The following is a 21,447-nucleotide window of genomic DNA, read 5'->3' as shown; positions in this document are numbered from 1 at the left end:
TGCTTTGGAGTTAGACTAGATACAAAAAAGAACCCCGGCTGCCTTAACACCCGGGGTTTATAGTTTGGCTGGCTATAGTTTAAGCCTGCTGTTTTTCTTTTACAGCTAACTGTCCGCAGGCAGCATCAATGTCTTTACCACGGCTACGGCGCACGTTTACCTGGCACCCACGATCTGCTAAGTAATAAATAAAGTTCTGCAGACGATCGTCATCGGTATTCACAAAATCAGCGTTTGCAATCGGGTTATACTCTATCAGATTGATCTTGCACGGGATGATCTTCGAGAAGCGTAACAGTTCTTCAGCATCCTGCAGGGTATCGTTAAAGTTATCGAACACAATGTACTCATAGGTTACCTTGCGGCCCGTTACCTGATGATAATGCTTCAACGCATCTTTCAGGGCTTCCAGAGAATTGGTCTCGTTGATTGGCATGATCTGGTTGCGCTTCTCGTCGTTCGCCGCATGCAGCGACAAGGCTAGGTTCGCTTTCACACCATCATCCGCCATTTTCTTGATCATTTTGGCAATACCAGCAGTGCTTACCGTAATGCGGCGCGCAGCCATACCCAGGCCATCGTGGGCCGTAATGCGCTCGATGCTCTGCATGACGTTGGCATAGTTCAGCATCGGCTCGCCCATACCCATATACACAATGTTCGTAAGCGGTGTACCGTACTGGCGAAGGCTTTGCTCGTTAATACGCACTACCTGGTCGTAAATTTCAGCGGCATCGAGGTTACGGACGCGGTCCATGTAGCCGGTGGCGCAGAACTTACAGGTAAGCGAGCAACCAACCTGGCTACTCACGCAGGCTGTTTTGCGCTCGTCGTGCGGTATCAGTACGCCTTCTACAATGTTGCTGTCGTATAGTTTAAACGCAGATTTTATAGTTCCGTCGTTGCTCAGCTGCTCGGTGGCTACCTGAACGGCGTTAATGGCAAAGTGCTGCTCCAGCTTTTCGCGCAGGGCAAGGCTCACGTTGTTCATCTCGGCAAACGACTGAATTGAGTGCTTCCAAAGCCATTCATAGATCTGCTTGGCACGGAAAGGCTTTTCACCGATCTCTACCAACCAGGCTTTCAGGTCGTCGAGCTTCAGCTTACGAATATCTTTTTTATTAAGAATAGGAATATCTGCGATCAAAGTCATACTGCAAAATTACAAAAATCAGCCGGCATTAGTTTCAATTTTAGCCTTTACTTCGTCGGGCAGGGGCATTAGCTTGCGCTCGGTATAGTTAAAGCACAGCATGCCGGTTTTTGCACGAGCTACTTCTTTGCCATTTTGGTTGAGCACGTGGTACGTAATATCAAAACCATACTTATTGATGTCGTCGAAAGCCAGGTCAATCGTTAGCACATCGCCGTAAAAACCTTCGCCCTTATACTCTATCGCCACGTCGGCCATAATCATGCTGGCACCGCCAATCTGTAGTTCGCTCCACCCAAAATTGCCAAGCAACTGCATGCGGGCTTCGTGCATAATAGAGAGCAGGGCATCGTTGCCCAGGTGGTTGCCATAGTTAAGGTCGGTTACGCGCACCGGTATAGTTGCTGTAAAATGTTTGTGGGCTGGTATAGTTGCTTTTATGCGTGCCATTTTTTATTGCTGGTTGTTGATGGTTAATAGTATGAGCCCCAGATTTAAGGGTAATTAAAATGATGAACAGGATTTTTAGTCAAGTTTAATCCTATAAACCTTTATTAATCTGTGGCTCAGAATTTTTAAATATTTTAGTTATTAATCATTCCTAATTAATCATTAATAGTTGCAGACAGTAAGCGGATATGCTTACATTTGTAGCTTACCTTAATAAGTCATGCATCTCGAGATACGCCAGACCAAAGATGGCTCTAACACCCTGTATGTTCCTGATCTGAACGAGCATTACCATTCGGTGCACGGCGCGTTGCAGGAGTCGCAGCATGTGTTTATAAAGCACGGCCTGGAGTATGCCCTGGAGCAGAAGCGCGATGTAAAGATACTTGAAATCGGGTTTGGTACAGGCCTTAATGCGATACTTACCTTACCGTTTGCGCTGACCCAGCAGGCGTTTATCCAATACGACACGCTGGAGAAGTACCCGCTTACCGCCGAAATCGTGGACCAGCTGCATTTTGAGCAATTTATTCTTAACCCGGAATTGCTCGATAATTTTAAAAAGATGCATGCCGCCCCCTGGAACCAGCCGACAGACCTGAGCCCTTACTTTACCTTACAAAAGATACACGAAACACTGGAGGAGTTCTGCCCGCCGGAAGCTTATTACGATGTAGTGTATTTTGACGCATTCGCGCCCGAAAAACAGCCCGAACTCTGGACCGAAGAAGTATTTACCAAACTATACAACGCCGTGCGGCCTGGCGGTATACTGGTTACGTATTGTGCCAAAGGAGCTTTTAAGCGCAACCTGAAAGCGGCCGGTTTTATAGTAGAGGCTTTGCCCGGCCCTCCCGGCAAACGCGAAATGACCCGTGGCATCAGGCCTGTGCTATAGTTACTTGCTGGCTGGCTATCAGCCAATTGCCTATCTTAAAGTATAACTATAGCTGTAACTGCATTGCATTTATAGTTTTATTTAGCAAGTGAACTTTAACTTTACGGATAATGTAGTATTTTGCATTAGCATGAAACATCCTTTACCCTTTTAGCCATAATGAAGAAATTATTTACAAACGTAATAGTAAGCCCGATAAAGGCAATTGGCCGTGGCGTTGTAAAGCCATTCCAGTCTAAGTACGAAGTGGTTTGTACTACTTACCAGGTTATACCGGGTTTGCCGGTTAGCAAAAACGAGCAGAAGCATGCTTTTGAGCGTGGCGCATCTGTTAAAGCAAAAGAATTTTATACCAAAGTTGTATCATCTGATATGACCAAGACTATGGCTCCTGTAGAGGTACAGCTGCGCAAGATATACATCGGCGGCAGAACTATAGAGCAGGCCGAGTTTGGCCCGGTACAGCACCTGAAAAGCCTGAACAAAGGCAAGAAAAAGAAATAACAGCTACGGCTGCATTTATAAACGCCCTGTTGGTTAGCGCCGGCAGGGCGTTTTTGTTTTCGGGTAACTGGCTAAGCTTAACTTCGGTTACGCTATTGCGTATTGCTGCACATATACTGTTTAAACTATACTTTGTCAGTTGCACCCAAACCCTCTGCCCTTATCAGGCGTCCTGCTTTAGTTATAACGCTACAAGCCCTGGCCAGCTTTGCTATACTTGCCACTTTTCTGCCGCTGCTCCCCTCACAGGAGTGGTACATACGGGTCTTCGATTACCCCAGGCTACAGCTTTTTACACTTGCTATAGTTAGCTTACTACTTTATAACTGGCTGGCCCCAAAAACCCGCAAACGCGATAAATTTCTGTTGGTAGCCCTGCTGGTAGCTATAGTTTACCAGGCCGTCAACATTTACCCCTATACTTTTTTGGCACCTAAAGAGGTAAAAGATGCTGCTAAAGACAGCCCAACTGATGCCATGCTTAGTCTGCTGGTATCTAATGTGCTGATGTATAACAAGGAACATGGCAAACTGATAGCCCTCATCCAAAAACAGGAACCTGACATAGTGTTATTGTTAGAGTCTGACTCGGTTTGGCAACAGGCTATGCAACCTGCTACTAAAAAATTTCCTTACCGCGTCGAGATCCCCCTCCAAAACACGTATGGCATGCACCTTTACAGCAAATTACCCCTGCGCCAGCAAAAAGTAGATTACCTCCTCGATAAGGATATTCCGTCTATCAAAACATTTGTGAAACTACGCAACGGCGTGTGGGTAGAATTACATGTAGTACACCCCAAACCACCTGTGCCCACCGAGGATGCCACTTCTGAAAAACGCGATGCGGAGATTGTGATGATTGCCCGCGACATTGCCAACTCTAAATACCCGGTAGTGGTAGCCGGCGATTTTAACGACGTGGCCTGGTCGCGCACAACAGAGCTTTTCCAGGAAGTGAGCGGACTATTGGACCCGCGCCTGGGCCGAGGTTTTTACAATACATTTAATGCCAACTACCTTATCCTGCGTTGGCCCCTCGACCATGTTTTCCACTCTACCCATTTTAAGCTGGAAAGTATAAAGCGGCTATCCAATATCGAATCAGACCACTTCCCGATGTATATCAGGTTAAGTTTTTCTCCGGAAAATAAATACGAACAGGTAGAGCCGGAAGCCGATGAACAAACCCAGGAAGACGCATCCGAAATAATAGAAGAAGGCAAAGAAGAAGCTGCAGAAGATAAACGCGAAGGAAAATCAGAATAGATCCGCTACTTATTCCACCAGACTCCATCCGGCATTACCACGGCATCCAGTGGCACATCAAATGGGTTGGGGTCAGCTATAGTTGGCACGGGCGGCTCCAGCGATAATCCTACTTTCAGTACATCTGGTTTGCAGTCAGCTAAAAAACGGTCGTAGAAGCCTTTGCCATAGCCTACCCGGTGACCAGTGTTGTCAAAAGCCAGTAACGGAATTAAAACTATATCAACTTCGGGAGCCAGTATGTGCTGCGCATTTTGCGGTTCGGGTATTCCCCAGGGGTTTTCGATTAGTATTGCATCATCCGTGAGGTGGTGATGCGTCAGGATATTTTGGGCTACATCGGTTACCGGAACGGCTACACGCACTTTTGGGTACTGCAGCCTTAACCGTTCTATGATTGGCCAGGTGTTTACTTCGTTGTTCTTAACTATAGGCAGAAATACGTGCACCATTTGCCCCGGACGCAATGGAAAGTTAGAGAAAAACTGATCCGCAATTCTTTCGCTGCGGCGCTGCACTTCTTCAGTAGGCAACGCTCTGCGCTTTTGCAGCATCAGTTTCCGAAGCTCTGCCTTCAGCATTATTCTTCCTCCAGTATGGTAAATTTAAACTCCAGTGGCTCGAAAGCATCAACCAAAGCAGCTATAAAGTCGGGGTTGTTGGCTTGAATGGAAAGCAGGTTGTCGTGGCGTTCCTGCAGGCTGCCGCCCGGATATAGTTTCTCTTTCAGGTTTTCGAGTTGCTTAAAGGTTTGCTCGTGTTTGCTGTCGCGCGCTTTTGAGATTTTCTTTTCCAGCATCTGCAGGGCATTGTGCGCTTTCTGCTCTTCGGCGGCTACGGCTTTTACCAAGGTCTGGTCTATAGTTTGAGCTAGCTTTTCTACTTCCTTAAAAGCCGCATCTATAGTTTGGCGTTGCGCTTCCAGGCTTATCTCTTCTTCGTGAAGTTGGCTCGAAAGGTATTTCTTTAATTCTAGGTATGGCTTAAACAGCTCCTCCGGCGTCAGGCCCAGTTTGTGCATACGGCTGGCGTTACCGCGGTTTATATACATCGCAGAGTTACGCAGCATCAGCATCGGGAAAGCTACCTTATAGTACTCAAATACCTGCTTCAACTGGAACCAGTACACCACTTCGGCACCGCCACCTATATAAGCCAGGTTAGGTAGTATCAGTTCTTCGTACAGCGGCCTGAGTATTACATTCGGGCTGAACTGCTCCGGGTGTTCTTTAGCAAGTTGTAGTATTTCTTCCTTCGTAAAACTGATATTCGTATTCAGGATCTTATAGTTGCCGCCTTCTTCTACTATTCGCTCACGCAAGCCGTCTTTCAGGTAAAATAGGTTGATCTCGCGGGAAAATACTTGCGGTTTATAGTTCAGCTCCTCCAGCTGCGCACTTGTTTCCGAAACCAGCTTATGCGATAGATTTTCGGTCAGTTCTTTCTCAACTATAGGTGTTAACGCTTTCTTGAGTTCTGCATGGTCGCCATCAATCGTTACCAGGCCGTACTCGCCAAACAAACTATGGGTAATGTCGCGGGTGGCATCGGCTAAGGTTTTATTGTTGCGATAGGCGTCTTCAAAAACAGGGAATTGCTCAGGCAGTTCATCCAACAGTTGCTCCAGGCCTTCGGTTGTAAATCTGCCCACCGCACCTTTCTGCTCACTCTCCCAACGGTAGGCTTTTCCAAACAAATTAAAGTGGTTGATCTCGGCAAAGTCGTGGTCTTCGGTGGCCATCCAGTAAACCGGCACAAAGTTATAGTTGGGGTAAGCTGCCTGCAATTGCTTACAGGTGTTTATGGCCGTTATGATCTTATAAACAAAGTACAGCGGTCCGGTAAAGATATTGAGCTGGTGACCCGTGGTGATGGTATAAGTATTCGACTGCAACAACAAGTCCAGATTCTGCTGCACCTTCGGGTTGACCTCTGCTACAGAACGATACTGCTCCTGCAACGCCCTGTGCAACACCTGCCTTTGCTCCTGGCCAAACCTTTTCTCCTGCAGCTGGGCTTCAAACGCAGCTATAGTAGGGAAACGGTTATAGAACGGTTTCAGCTTACCGTTTTGGGCAAGGTAGTCTGCTATAGTTTGCGAGAAGGCGCCGGTGGCGGCATAATCCATCTTCGTGATCTTCATAGTGGTAACTTCCATCAGGAGCGAGGTTGTTTTATAGCTACTTTAACAGCTTTATCGGGTTTGTGTTTCAGGCAAACTATAGTTTACCGCCCACGCCACAAAGTACGGCTTTTATTTTTTTGTCTGAAATATAAGTAAGGCCCCTACCCCAAGGATTTACCGGTTTTTTAGACCTAGCAGTGTGCGAAGCTCCTGCTAGTGTCTGGGTGTATCGTTTTATAGTTGGCAAATCAAACCACCCCTGCCCCTCAGAGCTACGCTCGAAATCACTTCTCGGTAGTCCAAGGAGGGAAATTTCTAATCACCCTCCCTTATCTATTAAAATCCTATAAATCCTGATTCAGACAAATTTTTAACTATAAACTATAACGCTTATCTTTCTGTACATCAAACTTTAAAAATAAAACTATGGGATTATTAAGCGGCCTGATGGGCCATGCCTCCGAAGTATCGATCGAAAAACTGACTGCCGAATTTCAGCCAATTTTGCTGGATAACGAGCAGATCGAGAAAGCATACAAACTCATCCGCGACATGCTGGTGTTCACTAACAAGCGGCTAATCCTGGTTAACAAGCAGGGCCTGACAGGTTCTAAAGTCGATTACCAGAGCATCCCGTACAGCAGCATCAAAATGTTCTCGAAAGAGACAGCCGGCATGATGGATTTTGACGCCGAGCTAAAAATATGGCTGACTGGCGAGTCTGCGCCAACTATAAAACAGGATTTCAGGAAAGGTGATAATATAAACGAAGCTTACAAAGTACTGAGTAAGTATGTGCTAAAGTAAATTTTAGAAGAAATTATGATCATTGAAGACATTAAAAAAAGACTGCCTTATTTATCTGAATCAGACAAGAGAAAAACCCTAAAATATATAAACCTACTTTTATTTAACAATGACCTAGGAGATGATTTTGAAGAAGATCAGCTTCTATTACATTTTATTGAAGGTTATAATATTAAGAACTGGGAGAGAATAGCTCTAGAGATTTTAAAGTCAGGTATAGAATACGGGCCTACATGGGGCTATATGAATAGGCAAGAGATTATTGAATTTTTATGCAAGAAATATAGAATATCAGGAGATGATGCTGATGAGATAATAAGAATTTTAGTGCGTAAGAAATTGCTAAAGTCAAGCACACACGGCAACATATGCTAAAAGGGTCAACAACATTTCCTTTAAAAAGAGTTTAACCAGCCTTCGGCATTTTCCACGGTGTCAAAGCCTTTTACAATTCCGCTTTTCACCATTTTAATGGCTTTGTCGGTAGATAATTTGCTAAAGTGGTCCTGCGAGTAAACAGCTGCATGGTATTCTAAACCGGCTGCCTCGGCACGTGGATGCCAGTTTTCTGCGAACCAATCTGAAAGTTCTGACCATAAGCCTGTTATTTCATAATGGTTGTCAAGTAATTTATGGCAATGCTCTTTTTTCAGGAAGAATAGTATGTTCTCATAGCCATGCATAACGGCCTCGTTTGTTAATTCGCCATGCCAGTTTGCAATAAGGTAATCGTCTATGGCATTATATTCCAGGCTAAGAAAATCGGTAACAAGAAGTTTTATACGCTTCATAAATAAAAACAGGCTTACCTTCCCGGCACAGGAGAAAGTGCTTTAAAACCGGCCTTAATTTTTATTGGCCTGTAGTATTACAAACACACCACAGGTTTTGTTTAAAAAATCATTTTCCGAAATCAGCTTTTATTTTTCAATAGCCTTAAAAAGAAAAGTCCTTACCAGCCTGCACTGGTAAGGACTTTTTTATAGTTTGAGCTATAGTTTACTCGGCTATTACTTCGCCATACAGGTCAAAATCAGACGAATCCGTGATCTTCACATTTGCAAAATCACCTAAGCGCACATAATTGCTATCGGCTGGCACCAGTACTTCGTTATCTACTTCCGGAGAGTCGTATTGGGTACGGCCTACGAAATAACCGCTTTCTTTTCTATCGAACAGCACTTTGTAAGTTTTGCCAACTTTCTCTTCGTTCAACTCTACAGAAATCCCCTGCTGCAGTTCCATAATGGCATCAGCACGCTCCTGCTTCACTTCGTCCGGCACGTTATCTTCCAACGTAAACGAGTGCGTGTTATCTTCGTGAGAGTAAGCAAAAATGCCTAATCTGTCGAAGCGTGTTTCTTCTACCCAATCGTATAGTTCCTGGAAGTCCTGGTCTGTTTCGCCTGGGTGACCTGCAATAAGCGTTGTTCTCAACGCAATGTCCGGCACACGCTGGCGAATAGAATCTACCAGTTCTATAGTTCTGCGCTTGCTGATACCGCGGCGCATCGTCTTCAGCATATTATCGGAGATGTGCTGCAACGGCATATCCAGGTACTTGCAGATGTTGTCGCGCTCAGCCATCACATCAAACACTTCCATCGGGAACTGCGACGGGTAGGCATACTGCATCCTGATCCACTCAATACCTTCTACGTCCGAAAGATTTCTTAACAGGTCAGCTAGCTTGCGCTCGCCGTACTGCTGCAAACCGTAGTAAGTAAGATCCTGGGCAATAAGTATAAGTTCTTTGGTACCCATACCTGCCAGGCGCTTTGCTTCCTTCACCAGGTCTTCGATCGGGCGATCTACATGCTTGCCACGCATCAGCGGTATCGCACAGAAAGAACACGGGCGGTTACAGCCTTCGGCAATCTTAAAGTAAGCGTAATGAGATGGCGTAGTCAGTAAACGCTCACCGATCAGTTCATGCTTATAGTCTGCTTCCAGGGTTTTGAGCAAACGCGGCAATTCCAGTGTACCAAAGTAGGCATCAACCTGCGGAATCTCAGCTTCCAGAGAATCTTTGTAGCGCTGCGAAAGGCAACCCGTTACGTATAGTTTATCTATCTGGCCGGCTTCTTTGGCATCGGCGTAGCGCAGAATAGTATCTATAGATTCCTGCTTGGCATTATCTATAAAGCCGCAGGTGTTAACGATAATGATGTTCGAATCATCTTTGTCAGACTCATGCGCCACATCAAACTCGTTGGCACGCAGCTGCCCCATCAACACTTCCGAATCCACCAGGTTTTTAGAACAACCCAAGGTGATCACGTTTACCTTATCCTTCTTTAAGCTTCTTACTTTCACGTATTAATAACTTGCTTGGTAATTTATCAGGAACTCTATAGTTGTAACCTGCCCTTCCTGCACTTCAACCGGGAAAAGGTTCATCTCCCCGTCAAAAAGGTTGGCATATAACCCCTTCTCTTCTTTGGTGAAAAGGCTATACTTGCCGGGCTCCAGCGCAACAGAAAAGTTTCCGTTAGCATCTGTAACAACCTGAGAGACTAAATTAGTTTGAATGTTGGTGTGAAAAACACCGTCTTGTGTGGTAACCTGGTTTGCGTTGGTCAGTTTATAAATATAAACTGTACGCTGCACACCACGTTTGCTTTCGGTTGGCGGCGCATCCGGCGATGGCATACGGTTACCGGATTCCCATAAAATGCGACCGGTTATGCCTTGTTTGATACTTGCCTGGCTTTGCTGCACCTGCGTAGTTTCAGGTTGTGTTATAGTTCCTGTTTCTGAGCCTGCTGTTTCCTTGCCCTGCTTGCTACTGCAACAAGCTGCCAGCAATAGCAGCGCCGAAAACAAAAACCCCTTCATACTATTTTACTTTTTACGCGAGAAGAACGACTCCACAAACTGTTGCTTATCAAACAATTGCAGGTCTTCAATTTTCTCACCTACGCCAATATACTTCACCGGAATCTTAAACTCATCCGAAATACCGATCACCACGCCGCCTTTAGCTGTACCATCCAGTTTGGTAATGGCAAGGGCTGTAACGTCGGTAGCTTTGGTAAACTCGCGGGCCTGTAGCAAGGCGTTCTGGCCTGTGCTGCCATCCAATACCAGCAATACTTCGTGCGGGGTATCTTCTGTTATTTTCTGCATCACACGCTTGATCTTCGAAAGCTCGTTCATCAGACCAACTTTGTTATGCAGTCGACCAGCCGTGTCTATGATCACGACATCAGCGCCGATCTCCACACCTTTCTTTACAGCATCATACGCCACCGAAGCAGGGTCTGTGTTCATGCCATGCGATATAACCGGCACACCAACGCGCTCGCCCCAGATGATCAGCTGATCAACGGCAGCAGCACGGAAAGTATCAGCAGCGCCAAGCACTACTTTTTTACCGGCCTTGTGGAATTGTGAAGCAAGCTTACCAATGGTTGTCGTTTTACCTACGCCATTCACGCCTACCACCATAATCACGTAGGGTTTTATACCTGCAGGCAAATCAAAGTTGGCTCCGTCTCCGGCTTTGTTTTCTTCCAGCAGGGCTGCAATCTCTTCGCGCAGAATTTTGTCCAGCTCCGAGGTATTTACATACTTATCGCGGGCTACACGTTTTTCTATGCGGTCAATAATTTTAACCGTCGTTTCTACCCCCACATCAGCATGCACCAGAATTTCTTCCAGCTCGTCCAGCACGTCTACATCAACAGTAGATTTACCTATAACGGCTTTGCTCAGTTGGCCAAAAAAGCTGTCTTTGGTTTTCTCCAGCCCTTTGTCCAGCGATTCCTTTTTCTTCTCTTTACTGAAAAAGTCAAAAATTCCCATGCTGCGTTGTTGTTGGGTAAGCTTTTGCGGTGAAACGGTAATATACTAAAAAAGTCCCAATGCAGGGACTTCTTCGTGTTATCTATCTAAATAGTAGAGTAGGCTTGTATTACTTTGCAAGAACTTCCTGCACTTTATCAACAGGAACCATTTCTTCTTTAAAGCTGTAAGCACCAGTTTTTGGCGACTTAACGGCTTTAATCACTTTTGCCCAGTCTTTACCTGTGGCGGTCTTTAGGGTTGCAACTACCTTCTTAGCCATGGTTATTTAATTTCTTTATGTACAGTTACTTTTTTCAACACCGGGTTATACTTCTTAAGCTCTAAACGCTCAGCCGTATTCTTTCTGTTTTTGGTAGTGATGTACCTTGAAGTTCCAGGCATGCCAGAATTTTTATGCTCTGTGCACTCCATAATCACCTGGATTCTATTACCTTTTGCTTTTTTAGCCATCTCTCTTGTAATTTTTTATTTGGGACTGCAAATATAGAATCTTAAATTCTTAACTACAAACAAACTATAAATTTTATTGCAAAGTTCAGGTTTAGGTCGCAAAACTATAGTTTAAACCCTTGTTTATAGTTCAGTTTACTTGATTTCCGGGAGCTTGAAATCATCCAAAGCGCTCGGTTGTGCCATCATTTTCTCGATATCCAATACAGTGCGGGGAGCAAGCTTAGACAGGTTCTCCCAGCCTTTATCCGTGATCAGAATGTCATCCTCAATGCGAACACCTATCCCCCACCACTTCTTATCGCAAGGGCTGCCATCTGGTATATAAATGCCTGGCTCTACTGTTATAACCGAATTAGCTTTGAAAGGGCCATACGTACCGGCATCGTGCACATCCAGGCCAATGTAATGCGATGTACCATGCGGGAAGTAACGACGTGCTTCTGACTTGTTCTTGATGATACCCAGCTTTAACAATCCATCTGCAATTACCTGCTGCGCTGCCTGGCCCGGTGCCGAGAAATCATTGCCAACTTTACACTGCTCAATTCCGGCATCCTGCGCTTGCAGCACCAGTTCGTAAATGGCTTTTTGTTCCGGAGAGAATTTACCGTTGGCAGGTATGGTACGGGTAACGTCGGCAGTGTAGCCTTTGTATTCGGCTCCCACATCCATCAGCACAAGCTCTTTGTTACTTATACTTGGCTTGGCGCTTTCGATGTAATGCAGCACACAACCGTTGTTACCGGCCCCAACTATAGATGGGTAGCCGACATGCTGCGCGCCATACTTGTTATGCACAAATTCATGCAAGCCCTGTATCTCCAGCTCCGACATATCAGGCTTCATCGCCTTCATTACCTCTATCTGGCCAAGAGCTGATATTGTAACCGCTTTACGCAACAGGTTTATTTCTTCCGGTGTTTTCAGTTCCCGTAGTTGGCTCATTACCGTTTCAAGCGCCTTTGTGTCAGTTGCCAGGTTCTTTGACTTGAACTGCTCCAGCAAACTATACAAGTCAGCATTATCACGCTCGTCGTCGCGCACATCGGTGGGCAACGGCTTTATGTATACCTTCTGAAGATCTTTACTGAACTGGAATTTCTGAAAGGCAGTATTTGACTGGGTAGCTATACCTAAACTGGTGGCGGCATTTTCCACGCCCAGGCGCTTACCGTTCCAGAGTTCGGCCTGTGCGTTATTGGGCTGCACAAAAAGGAGGTCCTGCACCTGCTTGCCATTTATAGTTTGCGGCTCGGCATACACTATAAGCACAGCATTTGGCTCGGTATAGCCGGTCAGGTAATAGAAATCAGGGTCCGGATGGTAGTAGTAATCCACATCGTTGGCGCGGTTACGGACCGGGGAAGCAAAGAAAACGGCAACGGAGCGAGCTGGTAACTGCTTACGCAATTGCTCTCTCCGTTGCCGGTGAAATTCTTGATCTAATGTATCAGATGGCTTGTCCGGGGATACACGCGACTGTGCCGTGGCAGCTGTTATAGTTGCCCAAACCAGCAGCACGCATAGCCGGAAGGCGGCCATTAGTACAGGATATAGCCTTGCTCTACTGCTTTGTTAAGAACAGCAGTGATACCATTCTTGTTGATAGTTCTTAAAGCTGAAGTAGAAACTTTCAGAGTGATCCAAGCATCTTCTTCAGGGATGTAGAAACGCTTCTTCTGAAGGTTTGGATAAAATCTACGCTTCGTTTTATTGTTAGCGTGTGATACGTTATTTCCTACTTGAGGTCTTTTACCGGTTAGGTCGCAAACTCGTGCCATCTTGTATTATCTTCTAAATTATTTCAATAGGGGTGCAAATATCAACAAAATGATACACAATGTCAAAGCCATCGTGAATATTTTTATACAATTGCCTTTCCCAAGCCCCTGAGAAGCTTTAATTATTGGTTTAATTGTTCTGGTTTACAACTATAGTTTCCTGCCCGGTTTGCAATTTACGCTCTTTTAGTCCTTCACGTAAACTATCAGCGAGCAAGTTATTCAGGCTCCATGCATTGTGTCCATCTTCGTCTTTTATAGCCGAAAACTCTGTTACTTCCATGGCTATCGTTCGCGGGTCGGCTATAATGTTGGTCAACAATTCGTGGCACTCAACTATAGTTAAGCCGGTTTCGGAGGGCGCGTAAGCAGCTGGCATTTCGTCTTTACCCACACTATCCACATCAAAATGGATCAGGATTTTGGCATCTTCCGGGATATTTGAAAGTACAGAAACTATAGTTTGTTTTATACTTTGGCGCAGTTGCTCCAGGGTTATAGTTTGAATACCGTAGGTTTCAGCAGGTGGGTTCTGGCAGGCTACTACAGTTATTTGCTCCGGATTTATAGTTTCGGGCTTTGGCCAGAGCAGGTTCTTATTTGTTAAAAACCACAGCCCCATGGCCGCAGCGCCAACACATACATTCGGGTCCGGCTTAACTACATCCACATGGGCATCAATTACCAGCAAGTATAGTTTGTCGCCGTATAGTTTGGCCAGATGATCAGCCACCCCAACCACTATGCTACAGTCGCCGCCCAGCAACAGGTTAAATTTTTCAGGATCAAACCAACTACTTCCCTGCGCAACTATAGTTTCCCAGACCATACGTGGGGCCGGCCAGTTACGAACCGGGGGAACGTTGTGTCTCGGCAGATCGGTTGGCAAGGCTATATCACCAAAATCAGAAACTGTTATACCTGCATCTGCTATAGTTTGTAGCAAGCCGTGGCTACGCAAAGCAACCGGGGTAGCTTCTGTACCAGGGTAAAGGGCACCTGCAAAAGTAGGGATGCCAACAAGCTGAATCATAGTTTTATAGTTTGGGCTATCATTTGGCTTTATCTTCTTCAGCCTTTTGGAGTTTTTTCCGGAAACCGTAGGGGCAATGGCGGCAACCGTTCTGGCAACAGTAGCCACGCTTTAGGTGGTATTTAGCTGTAAATACCATCAGCCCCTGTTCATTCCAATAAAAATCTTCTCCTTCTTTTAGTGGCTGCATCACGTTTACTTAGGTAGCACCTGCAAATATCCATAAATAAGACCCATTGACCAAAAACACGCGCTACTTGTACTGCCTTAACCGGCCAGGTCGTTATTCTTTTGCACACTTTGCCTTAATCGCATCGCCCGAATTAGCCTGTACTTAAACTTACCTGCCTATGCCTACTTACCACACACTTACCGATGCCATTGCTGACATGCGCGCCCGCGGCTTTGTAAATACATTTACTATACAGCAGCACCAGCTTTTCTGCCCCGAACTATCTATTCCTATCTTACCGGAGCACCTTACTTTACTGGAGCAGCACCATGTAACAGCACCCGACACCACTGGCCACCGCGAGGTATACGGGTTTAGAACGCAGGATAACAAGCTGGCTATTATGACAGACACCTACTCCGAATATGCCCCCGATGAGTTTGAAGCTATAGTTGGCCGTTGCCTGCGGCGGGTACCTGGCGCATAAGCAGCACAGTTTTAATTCAGGCTAGCTTTTATTACATTTACAACTATAAATTATATTTTGTGTAAAAGTATAACGGCAACGGTACACCCGCGCCACCACAAGAGCTTACCTTTAAACTATGAACACACAGAGCATTACCTCGAGCCAGGAAGCCATAGACATTGAGCACAAATATGGCGCCCATAATTACCATCCGCTACCCGTTGTACTTACCCGCGGCGAAGGCGTGCACCTTTGGGATGTAGAAGGCAAACATTACTACGATTTTCTGTCGGCGTACAGCGCCGTGAACCAGGGCCATTGCCACCCACGCATTATAAATGCCCTAACCGAGCAGGCTCAGCAACTTACGCTTACCTCCAGAGCTTTTTATAACGATAAGCTGGGCATTGCCGAAAAGTATATCTGCGAGTATTTCGGCTACGACAAGTCTTTGTACATGAACTCAGGTGCCGAAGCCGTAGAAACTGCTATAAAACTGGCGCGCAAGTGGGGATATGTTAAAAAAGGATTAGCACCAAACTCTGCCGAAATCATAGTTGTAGAGCATAACTTCCATGGCCGCACCACCGGTATCATTTCCTTCTCCACCGACCCTGATTCTACCAAAGGCTTTGGGCCATACATGCCGGGCTACAAAGTAATACCTTACAACGATGCCGATGCCTTAGAACTTGCCCTGAAAGAGAACCCGAATGTTTGTGGCTTTTTAGTAGAGCCTATACAGGGCGAAGCGGGCGTAATGGTTCCGGATGAAGGCTACCTGGCGAAATGCCATGCCCTTTGCAAAGAATATAATGTGCTGTTTATAGCCGACGAGATACAGACCGGCATTGCCCGCACCGGAAAATTACTGGCTACTTATTACGATGATGTAAAAGCTGATATCCTGATACTTGGTAAAGCCTTGTCAGGTGGTGTGCTGCCGGTTTCGTGTGTGCTTGCTAACGACGACATCATGCTATGTATACAGCCAGGCGAGCATGGCTCTACGTTTGGTGGTAACCCGTTGGCAGCAGCCGTTGCCATGGCCGCCCTGGATGTTATAAAAGATGAAAACCTGACCGAAAATGCGCATAAACTGGGCCACATCTTCCGCCAGCGGATGGAGCAAATAAAACTTGAGCGCCCGGAACTGGTAACCCTGGTACGCGGACGCGGCCTGCTGAACGCCATCATCATCGAGCCAACTGTGGATGGCCGTACTGCTTGGGACGTTTGCGTAAAGCTGATGGAACATGGGCTGCTGGCCAAGCCAACCCACGGCGACATTATTCGTTTTGCGCCGCCGTTGGTTATAACTGAAGAGCAGCTAAACGAGTGCTGCGATATTATCGAAACCGTACTGATGAATTTTTAAGCAACTATAGCTTAAACTATAAACTATAAAAGCGGCGCCTCTGTGCCGCTTTTATAGTTTAAAACAATTGCATGCCACGTCTTGTTTTTTGTACTGCAGCAGGATTAAAACAATTTACTCCTTCAACAATCAGCAATAAACCTGTACCTTTGCAGCACTTTGATTTACAAGCTTTTTATAGTTATTTCCTATAGATATGATAACCAGAAGACCACGACGTAACCGTCAGAGCGAAGTTATCCGGAACATGGTAGAAGAAACCACACTGGGCCTGAACGACTTCATTTTTCCGCTATTTATAATTGAAGGCCAGAACAAGAAAATAGAGATCAGCTCTATGCCTGGCATTAACCGCTTCTCCATCGATACCCTTTTAGAAGAAGTGAACAGCTGCGTAGAACTGGGCGTAAAAGCCTTTGCCCCGTTTGCCAGCATCCCCGAGCAACTGAAAGACAAAACGGGCTCCGAAAGCATGAACCCGGATGGCCTGTTCCCGAGAGCGATACGCGAAATAAAACGAAACTTTCCGGATGTGGTGCTGATGACCGACGTAGCCCTGGACCCTTATAGTTCGGACGGGCATGATGGCATAGTTGAGAATGGCGAGATTCTGAACGACGAAACGCTGGAAGTATTAGGCAAAATGGCTCTGGTACAAGCACAGGCCGGTGCCGATATAGTTGGTCCTTCTGATATGATGGATGGTCGCGTGGCCCACATCCGCAAAGTGCTGGACACTGCCGGTTACCATAAAGTAGGCATCATGAGCTACACAGCCAAGTATGCCAGCTCGTTTTACGGTCCGTTCCGCGATGCCCTGGACTCTGCTCCTAAAAAAGGTGACAAAAAAACTTACCAGATGAACTTTGCCAACAGCCGCGAAGCCCTGATAGAAGCCGAACTCGATACCCAGGAAGGCGCAGACTTTTTGATGGTAAAACCAGCCCTGGCTTACCTCGATATCATTAAACTGCTCCGCGATAATTCTAATCTGCCAATTGCGGCCTATAACATCAGCGGCGAGTATGCTATGGTAAAAGCAGCTGCCCAAAACGGCTGGATAGATGGCGAAAAAGCCATGGTAGAAGTGCTTACAAGTATAAAGCGCGCAGGTGCCGATGTTATACTTACTTACTTTGCCAAAGAATACGCTCAGTATATCCGTAGATAACAGATCCTTACCTATAGTTTAAAAAGCACCGGTTATGGCCGGTGCTTTTTTGTTTATCACCACTACAACAATGTTATAACATCTAATTTTTATTATAACAACGCCTGAACTGCTTTGGCTTTAAAGCGCTTTTAGTTTAACTTTAAAGCACACACGACTACAACTTTTACCATTTTATGAGAAGATTACGCCTTTGGGTAACCGCGGTTGCCCTGGCTTCAGCCACTTCGGCCATTGCCCAACAACAGGAAGTACGCACTAACACAAAAGAACTGGGCAGGTTTGCCGCAGCAGCAGCAAAAGACTACAAAGCCAACAGGACGAAAGCACTTAAACTGGCAAAAAAACATGGTTGGGTTGTGGAAAAAACGTTTCCAGATGGGCGCCACGTTTCCCTGCAGGGCCTTGATACTAACGGACTACCTATCTATTTTATTACCGATAACAATGCACGTGCGGCTGCCACAGTAGGTACCGACCAGGTATGGGCAGGAGGTGCGTTGGGTCTTACCCTAAGTGGTGCAGGCTCTAACGTAAAAGATAAACTGGCTATTTGGGATGGAGGCCGTGTGCGTGGCTCGCACCAGGAACTGACCGGACGAATTGTGCAGAAAGATACACCAGCCGAAGCAAGCGACCATGCAACTCACGTAGCCGGAACTATGGTAGCAAGCGGCGTAAACCTGCTGGCCAAAGGTATGGCCTACGCTGCCAAATCGCTTTTAGCTTACGACTTTAACAGCGATGTATCTGAAATGGCGGCAGCTGCTCCAAACCTGCTGGTTTCAAACCACTCGTATGGTTCTATCAGTGGCTGGCGCTATAACTCTACCCGGAAAGGTACACCCGTAGACCCGTATTGGGAATGGTGGGGTTACCAGGCCGTAAGCGCCACCGAAGACTATAAGTTTGGGTATTACGACAACAGTGCTGCCCAATGGGATAAAATAGCCTTTGAAGCACCTTATTACTTGATGGTAAAATCATCTGGTAATAACCGTGGCGAAACAGGCCCAAGAGATGGCGAATCGTATTACCGCCGCACTAACAGCGGTACCTTTGAGTTGGTAAGTATGCGTGAGAACATCAGTAGCAACAATGGCTATGATATCATTTCAACCTACGGCAATGCTAAAAATATACTTACTGTTGGTGCAGTAGACGCCATCTCTGATGGGTATATGCAGTCTTCTGATGTCAAAATATCTACGTTTAGTAGCTGGGGGCCAACCGATGATGGCCGCATTAAGCCGGATATAGTTGGAAATGGCGTGGACCTGCTATCCTCAATCAGTACCAGCGATAATGCTTATGCCACTTACAGCGGCACTTCTATGGCTGCTCCAAACGTATCAGGTTCGTTGTTACTGTTACAAGAGCATTATGCTAATGTAATGAACGGCAACAAGATGCGGTCAGCCACACTTAAGGCGCTCGTAATACACACTGCCGATGAAGCCGGCACTAACCCTGGACCCGATTATATTTTTGGCTGGGGAATACTGAATATGGGCCGTGCGGCTGCTGTTATTTCTGATTTTAAATCGATGGCAAAACCGGTTTACAAACACCTGCTGGAAGAACGCCAGCTACAGCAAGGCGATATGTATACGTTTGATGTGGTTGCCTCTGGTGCAGGCCCGCTTGTAGTAACTATAGCCTGGACAGACCCGGAAGCTACTCCCCTTGCAGTAAACACAAATGTACTTAACAACAGAACACCGCGCCTGATCAACGACCTGGACCTGCGTATACTTCATAAAAACACTACTTATAAGCCCTGGGTATTAACCCCTGAAAGTCCGGCAAGTGCAGCCACAACCGGCGATAACAAACTGGATAACGTAGAGCAGGTATTTATTGCCAATGCCGTACCAGGCGAAACATACAAGATCCAAATCGCGCATAAAGGTACATTAGTACGTGGTCCGCAAGCCTATTCTATTGTAGCCAGTGGCGTGGGTGGTGCAGCTTATTGTGCCTCTGCTCCTACTTCAGACCAGGGCGCTACTATCGAAACTATAGCTATTGACGGCGTTACCATTTCTCCGTCGCGCTCGGCAGGCTGCACTACGTATTCAGATTTTACAGAGACCTTATTCGCGTTAGAGGCTGGCCAAACTAAAACTATAAGTTTAACACCTGGTACCTGCACCGCTAACGCTGCCAAAATGGCTAAAGTGTTTATAGACTGGAACGGGAATGGCAGTTTTGAAGATACAGGCGAATTGGTAGCCACATCAGGTGTAGTAACTGATAACACAACCATTTCGGCTTCTATCGCTGTGCCTGCAACTGTAGCTACAGGCAATAAAGTACGTATGCGTGTGGTGTTATCAGAAACAACTGAAGCATCAACTATAAGCCCGTGCGGCAGCTATGCCAAAGGCGAAACGCAGGACTACCTGGTGCAACTAAACAAGCCCGGAAAAGATGTGGCTACGCTAAGTGTAGCCCCGGCAACACAAGCAGTATGTGCCAACCCTGCTCAGGCAATTCAGGTTAAGATCCGTAACAACGGCATGCTACCGCAAAGCAACATACCGGTAAAAGTAACGGTTCGTAAAAATGGTGCGGAGCTTACCCAACTGACAGGCGTTTATAAAGGAACTATAAATCCATCGCGCGTAGGCGAAGTTACCCTTACCTCTTTTGCTACCGAAGCCGGCGCAACATATGAGCTAACTGGCTTGGCAACACTGCAGGGCGATGTACAAACCAGCAATAATGAAGCAAGCTTTAGTTTCTCGGTAGGCAACCCCGAAGCTGCGCCACAGGCTTCTGTTTTCCGTTGCGGCAACGATCCTAATTTCTCGTTAACAGGTACTGGCAACGGCACTATTTACTGGTACAACGCAGCTACCGATGCAAACCCTGTGGCTGCCGGCAACCAACTGTTATACCCGGTATCTAAAGTAGGCGCTACTATGTTTGCTGCCCTTAACGATTTTAGCAGCACTGTAGGATACAAAACTAAAAACGACCTAAGCAAGGGCGGCTATAATGCATTTGACCCGGATGTGTATGTAAAAGCTTCGGCACCAATGATGCTGGAAACAGCTCGTCTTTATATCGGACATAGTGGCAAAATAACGTTCACGGTGTTTAACCAGGACAACGCTGCCGTATCTGTAAAAACACTGAACGTAACAGCTACCCGCACCACCGAAGCTGCAGGACCAGTAGAAAATGACCCTGCAGACCAAGGGGAAGTTTACTACCTGGGATTGGTATTACCTGCTGCCGGCGACTACAGAATTGCGATCGATTACGAAGACGGAGCTACTATTTACCGAAACAACGAGTCTGCTGTACCTTACCCGATGGGCATACCGAATGTGTTCCAGATTACAGGCAACTCTGCTACTACCAACACCAATACCTACTACTATTATTTCTACGACCTTAAGGTGAAAGCCCTTGGTTGCCCAAGCAACCGTGTGCAGGTACAAATAAAAGGTGCTACACCGTTAACCCAACCTATAGTGACCCGCGAAGGCCATAAGTTACACTCCAGCGCAGCAGAAGGTAACCAGTGGTACCGTAATGGCACCGCCATAGTAGGGGCAACAGCACAGGTATTGGAGCCAACCGAAAGCGGTGTTTATACAGTTGAAGTGCAGAAAGACGGTTGCTTATCAGAAAAGGCAGTAAACTATAACTTTGTACATAAAGCCGGGAAAACTATACTTGGCAAGGAGTTTATAGTATACCCGAACCCAAGCGCCGACGGCTTATTTACCCTGGAAGGCGAATTGGAACTTAAAGATGTGGTAACATTTGCTGTGCACGATATGCTGGGCAATACCCTGCGTACAGGCGAAATAAGCAACTATAACGGCCAGTACGAAGCACAGGTAAACCTTGCCGGGGTAGCATCAGGCATATACATGGTTCGCATACAGAAGAATGATGAAGTGATTGTGAAACGAATAGTGATACAGCGCTAAACCAAACTATAAACTATAACCCAA

Annotated in this window: 23 protein-coding genes; 9 read left to right on the top strand and 14 right to left on the bottom strand. The window is 46.2% G+C overall.

The features are described 5' to 3' along the window. Positions 1 to 79 precede the first annotated feature (79 nt). Both rlmN and GWO68_RS11365 read right to left on the bottom strand, forming a co-directional pair. On the bottom strand, positions 80 to 1,153 hold the full coding sequence (gene rlmN, locus GWO68_RS11370) for a 23S rRNA (adenine(2503)-C(2))-methyltransferase RlmN (RefSeq protein WP_162346570.1): 1,074 nt from the start codon (positions 1,151 to 1,153) through the stop codon (positions 80 to 82). Between the two features lie 18 nt (positions 1,154 to 1,171). Beyond that, positions 1,172 to 1,603, bottom strand: coding sequence for a thioesterase family protein (locus GWO68_RS11365; protein WP_162346569.1), 432 nt, complete (start codon positions 1,601 to 1,603; stop codon positions 1,172 to 1,174). A gap of 220 nt (positions 1,604 to 1,823) precedes the next feature. On the opposite strand from GWO68_RS11365, the gene mnmD reads away from it, so the two are divergent. The 3 genes from mnmD to GWO68_RS11350 all read left to right on the top strand — a co-directional run bounded on the left by mnmD (position 1,824) and on the right by GWO68_RS11350 (position 4,274). Continuing rightward, positions 1,824 to 2,501, top strand: a complete 678-nt coding sequence (gene mnmD / locus GWO68_RS11360) for a tRNA (5-methylaminomethyl-2-thiouridine)(34)-methyltransferase MnmD (RefSeq protein ID WP_162346568.1) — start codon at positions 1,824 to 1,826, stop codon at positions 2,499 to 2,501. Between the two features lie 159 nt (positions 2,502 to 2,660). Continuing rightward, complete coding sequence (locus GWO68_RS11355) at positions 2,661 to 3,005, top strand: hypothetical protein (protein ID WP_162346567.1); 345 nt, start codon at positions 2,661 to 2,663, stop codon at positions 3,003 to 3,005. Positions 3,006 to 3,137: 132 nt separating this feature from the next. After that, positions 3,138 to 4,274, top strand: coding sequence for an endonuclease/exonuclease/phosphatase family protein (locus GWO68_RS11350; RefSeq protein ID WP_162346566.1), 1,137 nt, complete (start codon positions 3,138 to 3,140; stop codon positions 4,272 to 4,274). A gap of 5 nt (positions 4,275 to 4,279) precedes the next feature. Here GWO68_RS11350 and GWO68_RS11345 read toward each other — a convergent pair whose 3' ends face one another. Together GWO68_RS11345 and bshC are read right to left on the bottom strand one after the other, a co-directional pair. Next, positions 4,280 to 4,855 (bottom strand): 5-formyltetrahydrofolate cyclo-ligase, encoded by a 576-nt coding sequence (locus tag GWO68_RS11345; protein ID WP_162346565.1) that lies wholly within the window; start codon positions 4,853 to 4,855, stop codon positions 4,280 to 4,282. Further along, positions 4,855 to 6,432, bottom strand: a complete 1,578-nt coding sequence (bshC, locus tag GWO68_RS11340; protein WP_162346564.1) for a bacillithiol biosynthesis cysteine-adding enzyme BshC — start codon at positions 6,430 to 6,432, stop codon at positions 4,855 to 4,857. Before bshC ends, GWO68_RS11345 begins: the two co-directional genes overlap by 1 nt. A gap of 393 nt (positions 6,433 to 6,825) precedes the next feature. Here bshC and GWO68_RS11335 point away from each other — a divergent pair, with 393 nt between their 5' ends. Together GWO68_RS11335 and GWO68_RS11330 are read left to right on the top strand one after the other, a co-directional pair. Continuing rightward, positions 6,826 to 7,206 (top strand): PH domain-containing protein, encoded by a 381-nt coding sequence (locus GWO68_RS11335; RefSeq protein WP_235942032.1) that lies wholly within the window; start codon positions 6,826 to 6,828, stop codon positions 7,204 to 7,206. A 15-nt stretch (positions 7,207 to 7,221) separates the two neighbouring features. Then, complete coding sequence (locus tag GWO68_RS11330; RefSeq protein WP_162346563.1) at positions 7,222 to 7,581, top strand: hypothetical protein; 360 nt, start codon at positions 7,222 to 7,224, stop codon at positions 7,579 to 7,581. 20 nt (positions 7,582 to 7,601) lie between these two features. Here GWO68_RS11330 and GWO68_RS11325 read toward each other — a convergent pair whose 3' ends face one another. The 10 genes from GWO68_RS11325 to GWO68_RS11280 all read right to left on the bottom strand — a co-directional run bounded on the left by GWO68_RS11325 (position 7,602) and on the right by GWO68_RS11280 (position 14,473). Then, positions 7,602 to 7,997: a hypothetical protein gene (locus GWO68_RS11325; RefSeq protein WP_162346562.1), complete on the bottom strand. Its 396-nt coding sequence runs from the start codon at positions 7,995 to 7,997 to the stop codon at positions 7,602 to 7,604. Positions 7,998 to 8,205: 208 nt separating this feature from the next. Next, on the bottom strand, positions 8,206 to 9,522 hold the full coding sequence (gene rimO / locus GWO68_RS11320; RefSeq protein ID WP_162346561.1) for a 30S ribosomal protein S12 methylthiotransferase RimO: 1,317 nt from the start codon (positions 9,520 to 9,522) through the stop codon (positions 8,206 to 8,208). 3 nt (positions 9,523 to 9,525) lie between these two features. Then, complete coding sequence (locus tag GWO68_RS11315) at positions 9,526 to 10,044, bottom strand: carboxypeptidase-like regulatory domain-containing protein (protein WP_235942031.1); 519 nt, start codon at positions 10,042 to 10,044, stop codon at positions 9,526 to 9,528. 6 nt (positions 10,045 to 10,050) lie between these two features. Further along, a complete protein-coding gene (gene ftsY / locus GWO68_RS11310; protein WP_162346560.1) occupies positions 10,051 to 11,013 on the bottom strand; it encodes a signal recognition particle-docking protein FtsY in 963 nt (320 codons plus the stop codon). A gap of 109 nt (positions 11,014 to 11,122) precedes the next feature. Next, positions 11,123 to 11,275 carry a DUF4295 domain-containing protein gene (locus GWO68_RS11305; RefSeq protein ID WP_162346559.1) on the bottom strand — a complete coding sequence of 51 codons (153 nt, stop codon included), beginning with the start codon at positions 11,273 to 11,275 and terminating at the stop codon, positions 11,123 to 11,125. Positions 11,276 to 11,277: 2 nt separating this feature from the next. Further along, on the bottom strand, positions 11,278 to 11,466 hold the full coding sequence (gene rpmG / locus GWO68_RS11300) for a 50S ribosomal protein L33 (RefSeq protein ID WP_162346558.1): 189 nt from the start codon (positions 11,464 to 11,466) through the stop codon (positions 11,278 to 11,280). 135 nt (positions 11,467 to 11,601) lie between these two features. After that, a complete protein-coding gene (locus GWO68_RS11295) occupies positions 11,602 to 13,011 on the bottom strand; it encodes an aminopeptidase P N-terminal domain-containing protein (protein WP_162346557.1) in 1,410 nt (469 codons plus the stop codon). Then, complete coding sequence (gene rpmB / locus GWO68_RS11290; RefSeq protein WP_162346556.1) at positions 13,011 to 13,250, bottom strand: 50S ribosomal protein L28; 240 nt, start codon at positions 13,248 to 13,250, stop codon at positions 13,011 to 13,013. Before rpmB ends, GWO68_RS11295 begins: the two co-directional genes overlap by 1 nt. A gap of 130 nt (positions 13,251 to 13,380) precedes the next feature. Further along, positions 13,381 to 14,283 carry an arginase family protein gene (locus GWO68_RS11285; RefSeq protein WP_162346555.1) on the bottom strand — a complete coding sequence of 301 codons (903 nt, stop codon included), beginning with the start codon at positions 14,281 to 14,283 and terminating at the stop codon, positions 13,381 to 13,383. 19 nt (positions 14,284 to 14,302) lie between these two features. Beyond that, positions 14,303 to 14,473 carry a DUF5522 domain-containing protein gene (locus GWO68_RS11280; protein ID WP_162346554.1) on the bottom strand — a complete coding sequence of 57 codons (171 nt, stop codon included), beginning with the start codon at positions 14,471 to 14,473 and terminating at the stop codon, positions 14,303 to 14,305. A 160-nt stretch (positions 14,474 to 14,633) separates the two neighbouring features. Between GWO68_RS11280 and GWO68_RS11275 the strand changes: the two genes are divergently transcribed. From GWO68_RS11275 to GWO68_RS11260, 4 genes are all read left to right on the top strand, one after another. After that, a complete protein-coding gene (locus GWO68_RS11275) occupies positions 14,634 to 14,942 on the top strand; it encodes a hypothetical protein (RefSeq protein WP_162346553.1) in 309 nt (102 codons plus the stop codon). 118 nt (positions 14,943 to 15,060) lie between these two features. Beyond that, on the top strand, positions 15,061 to 16,302 hold the full coding sequence (gene rocD, locus GWO68_RS11270; RefSeq protein ID WP_162346552.1) for an ornithine--oxo-acid transaminase: 1,242 nt from the start codon (positions 15,061 to 15,063) through the stop codon (positions 16,300 to 16,302). A 196-nt stretch (positions 16,303 to 16,498) separates the two neighbouring features. Then, positions 16,499 to 17,473 carry a porphobilinogen synthase gene (gene hemB / locus GWO68_RS11265; RefSeq protein ID WP_162346551.1) on the top strand — a complete coding sequence of 325 codons (975 nt, stop codon included), beginning with the start codon at positions 16,499 to 16,501 and terminating at the stop codon, positions 17,471 to 17,473. A 176-nt stretch (positions 17,474 to 17,649) separates the two neighbouring features. Beyond that, positions 17,650 to 21,423 (top strand): S8 family serine peptidase, encoded by a 3,774-nt coding sequence (locus tag GWO68_RS11260; protein ID WP_162346550.1) that lies wholly within the window; start codon positions 17,650 to 17,652, stop codon positions 21,421 to 21,423. Positions 21,424 to 21,447: the final 24 nt, after the last annotated feature.

The organism is Pontibacter fetidus, assembly GCF_010119545.1.
Taxonomy (GTDB): domain Bacteria; phylum Bacteroidota; class Bacteroidia; order Cytophagales; family Hymenobacteraceae; genus Pontibacter; species Pontibacter fetidus.
The sequence above is the reverse complement of the archived record's forward strand: the minus strand, read 5'-3'. Positions and strand labels throughout refer to the sequence as shown.

What these genes read in the sequence shown, in the direction of transcription:
- GWO68_RS11280 (WP_162346554.1), bottom strand. Translation starts at nt 14,473, where the DNA reads ATGCAGCCACTAAAAGAAGGAGAAGATTTTTATTGGAATGAACAGGGG.
- GWO68_RS11345 (WP_162346565.1), bottom strand. Translation starts at nt 4,855, where the DNA reads ATGCTGAAGGCAGAGCTTCGGAAACTGATGCTGCAAAAGCGCAGAGCG.
- GWO68_RS11330 (WP_162346563.1), top strand. Translation starts at nt 7,222, where the DNA reads ATGATCATTGAAGACATTAAAAAAAGACTGCCTTATTTATCTGAATCA.
- ftsY (WP_162346560.1), bottom strand. Translation starts at nt 11,013, where the DNA reads ATGGGAATTTTTGACTTTTTCAGTAAAGAGAAGAAAAAGGAATCGCTG.
- GWO68_RS11275 (WP_162346553.1), top strand. Translation starts at nt 14,634, where the DNA reads ATGCCTACTTACCACACACTTACCGATGCCATTGCTGACATGCGCGCC.
- bshC (WP_162346564.1), bottom strand. Translation starts at nt 6,432, where the DNA reads ATGGAAGTTACCACTATGAAGATCACGAAGATGGATTATGCCGCCACC.
- hemB (WP_162346551.1), top strand. Translation starts at nt 16,499, where the DNA reads ATGATAACCAGAAGACCACGACGTAACCGTCAGAGCGAAGTTATCCGG.
- GWO68_RS11365 (WP_162346569.1), bottom strand. Translation starts at nt 1,603, where the DNA reads ATGGCACGCATAAAAGCAACTATACCAGCCCACAAACATTTTACAGCA.
- rocD (WP_162346552.1), top strand. Translation starts at nt 15,061, where the DNA reads ATGAACACACAGAGCATTACCTCGAGCCAGGAAGCCATAGACATTGAG.
- mnmD (WP_162346568.1), top strand. Translation starts at nt 1,824, where the DNA reads ATGCATCTCGAGATACGCCAGACCAAAGATGGCTCTAACACCCTGTAT.
- GWO68_RS11285 (WP_162346555.1), bottom strand. Translation starts at nt 14,283, where the DNA reads ATGATTCAGCTTGTTGGCATCCCTACTTTTGCAGGTGCCCTTTACCCT.
- GWO68_RS11260 (WP_162346550.1), top strand. Translation starts at nt 17,650, where the DNA reads ATGAGAAGATTACGCCTTTGGGTAACCGCGGTTGCCCTGGCTTCAGCC.
- rpmG (WP_162346558.1), bottom strand. Translation starts at nt 11,466, where the DNA reads ATGGCTAAAAAAGCAAAAGGTAATAGAATCCAGGTGATTATGGAGTGC.
- GWO68_RS11355 (WP_162346567.1), top strand. Translation starts at nt 2,661, where the DNA reads ATGAAGAAATTATTTACAAACGTAATAGTAAGCCCGATAAAGGCAATT.
- rlmN (WP_162346570.1), bottom strand. Translation starts at nt 1,153, where the DNA reads ATGACTTTGATCGCAGATATTCCTATTCTTAATAAAAAAGATATTCGT.
- rpmB (WP_162346556.1), bottom strand. Translation starts at nt 13,250, where the DNA reads ATGGCACGAGTTTGCGACCTAACCGGTAAAAGACCTCAAGTAGGAAAT.
- GWO68_RS11315 (WP_235942031.1), bottom strand. Translation starts at nt 10,044, where the DNA reads ATGAAGGGGTTTTTGTTTTCGGCGCTGCTATTGCTGGCAGCTTGTTGC.
- GWO68_RS11325 (WP_162346562.1), bottom strand. Translation starts at nt 7,997, where the DNA reads ATGAAGCGTATAAAACTTCTTGTTACCGATTTTCTTAGCCTGGAATAT.
- GWO68_RS11305 (WP_162346559.1), bottom strand. Translation starts at nt 11,275, where the DNA reads ATGGCTAAGAAGGTAGTTGCAACCCTAAAGACCGCCACAGGTAAAGAC.
- GWO68_RS11295 (WP_162346557.1), bottom strand. Translation starts at nt 13,011, where the DNA reads ATGGCCGCCTTCCGGCTATGCGTGCTGCTGGTTTGGGCAACTATAACA.
- GWO68_RS11335 (WP_235942032.1), top strand. Translation starts at nt 6,826, where the DNA reads ATGGGATTATTAAGCGGCCTGATGGGCCATGCCTCCGAAGTATCGATC.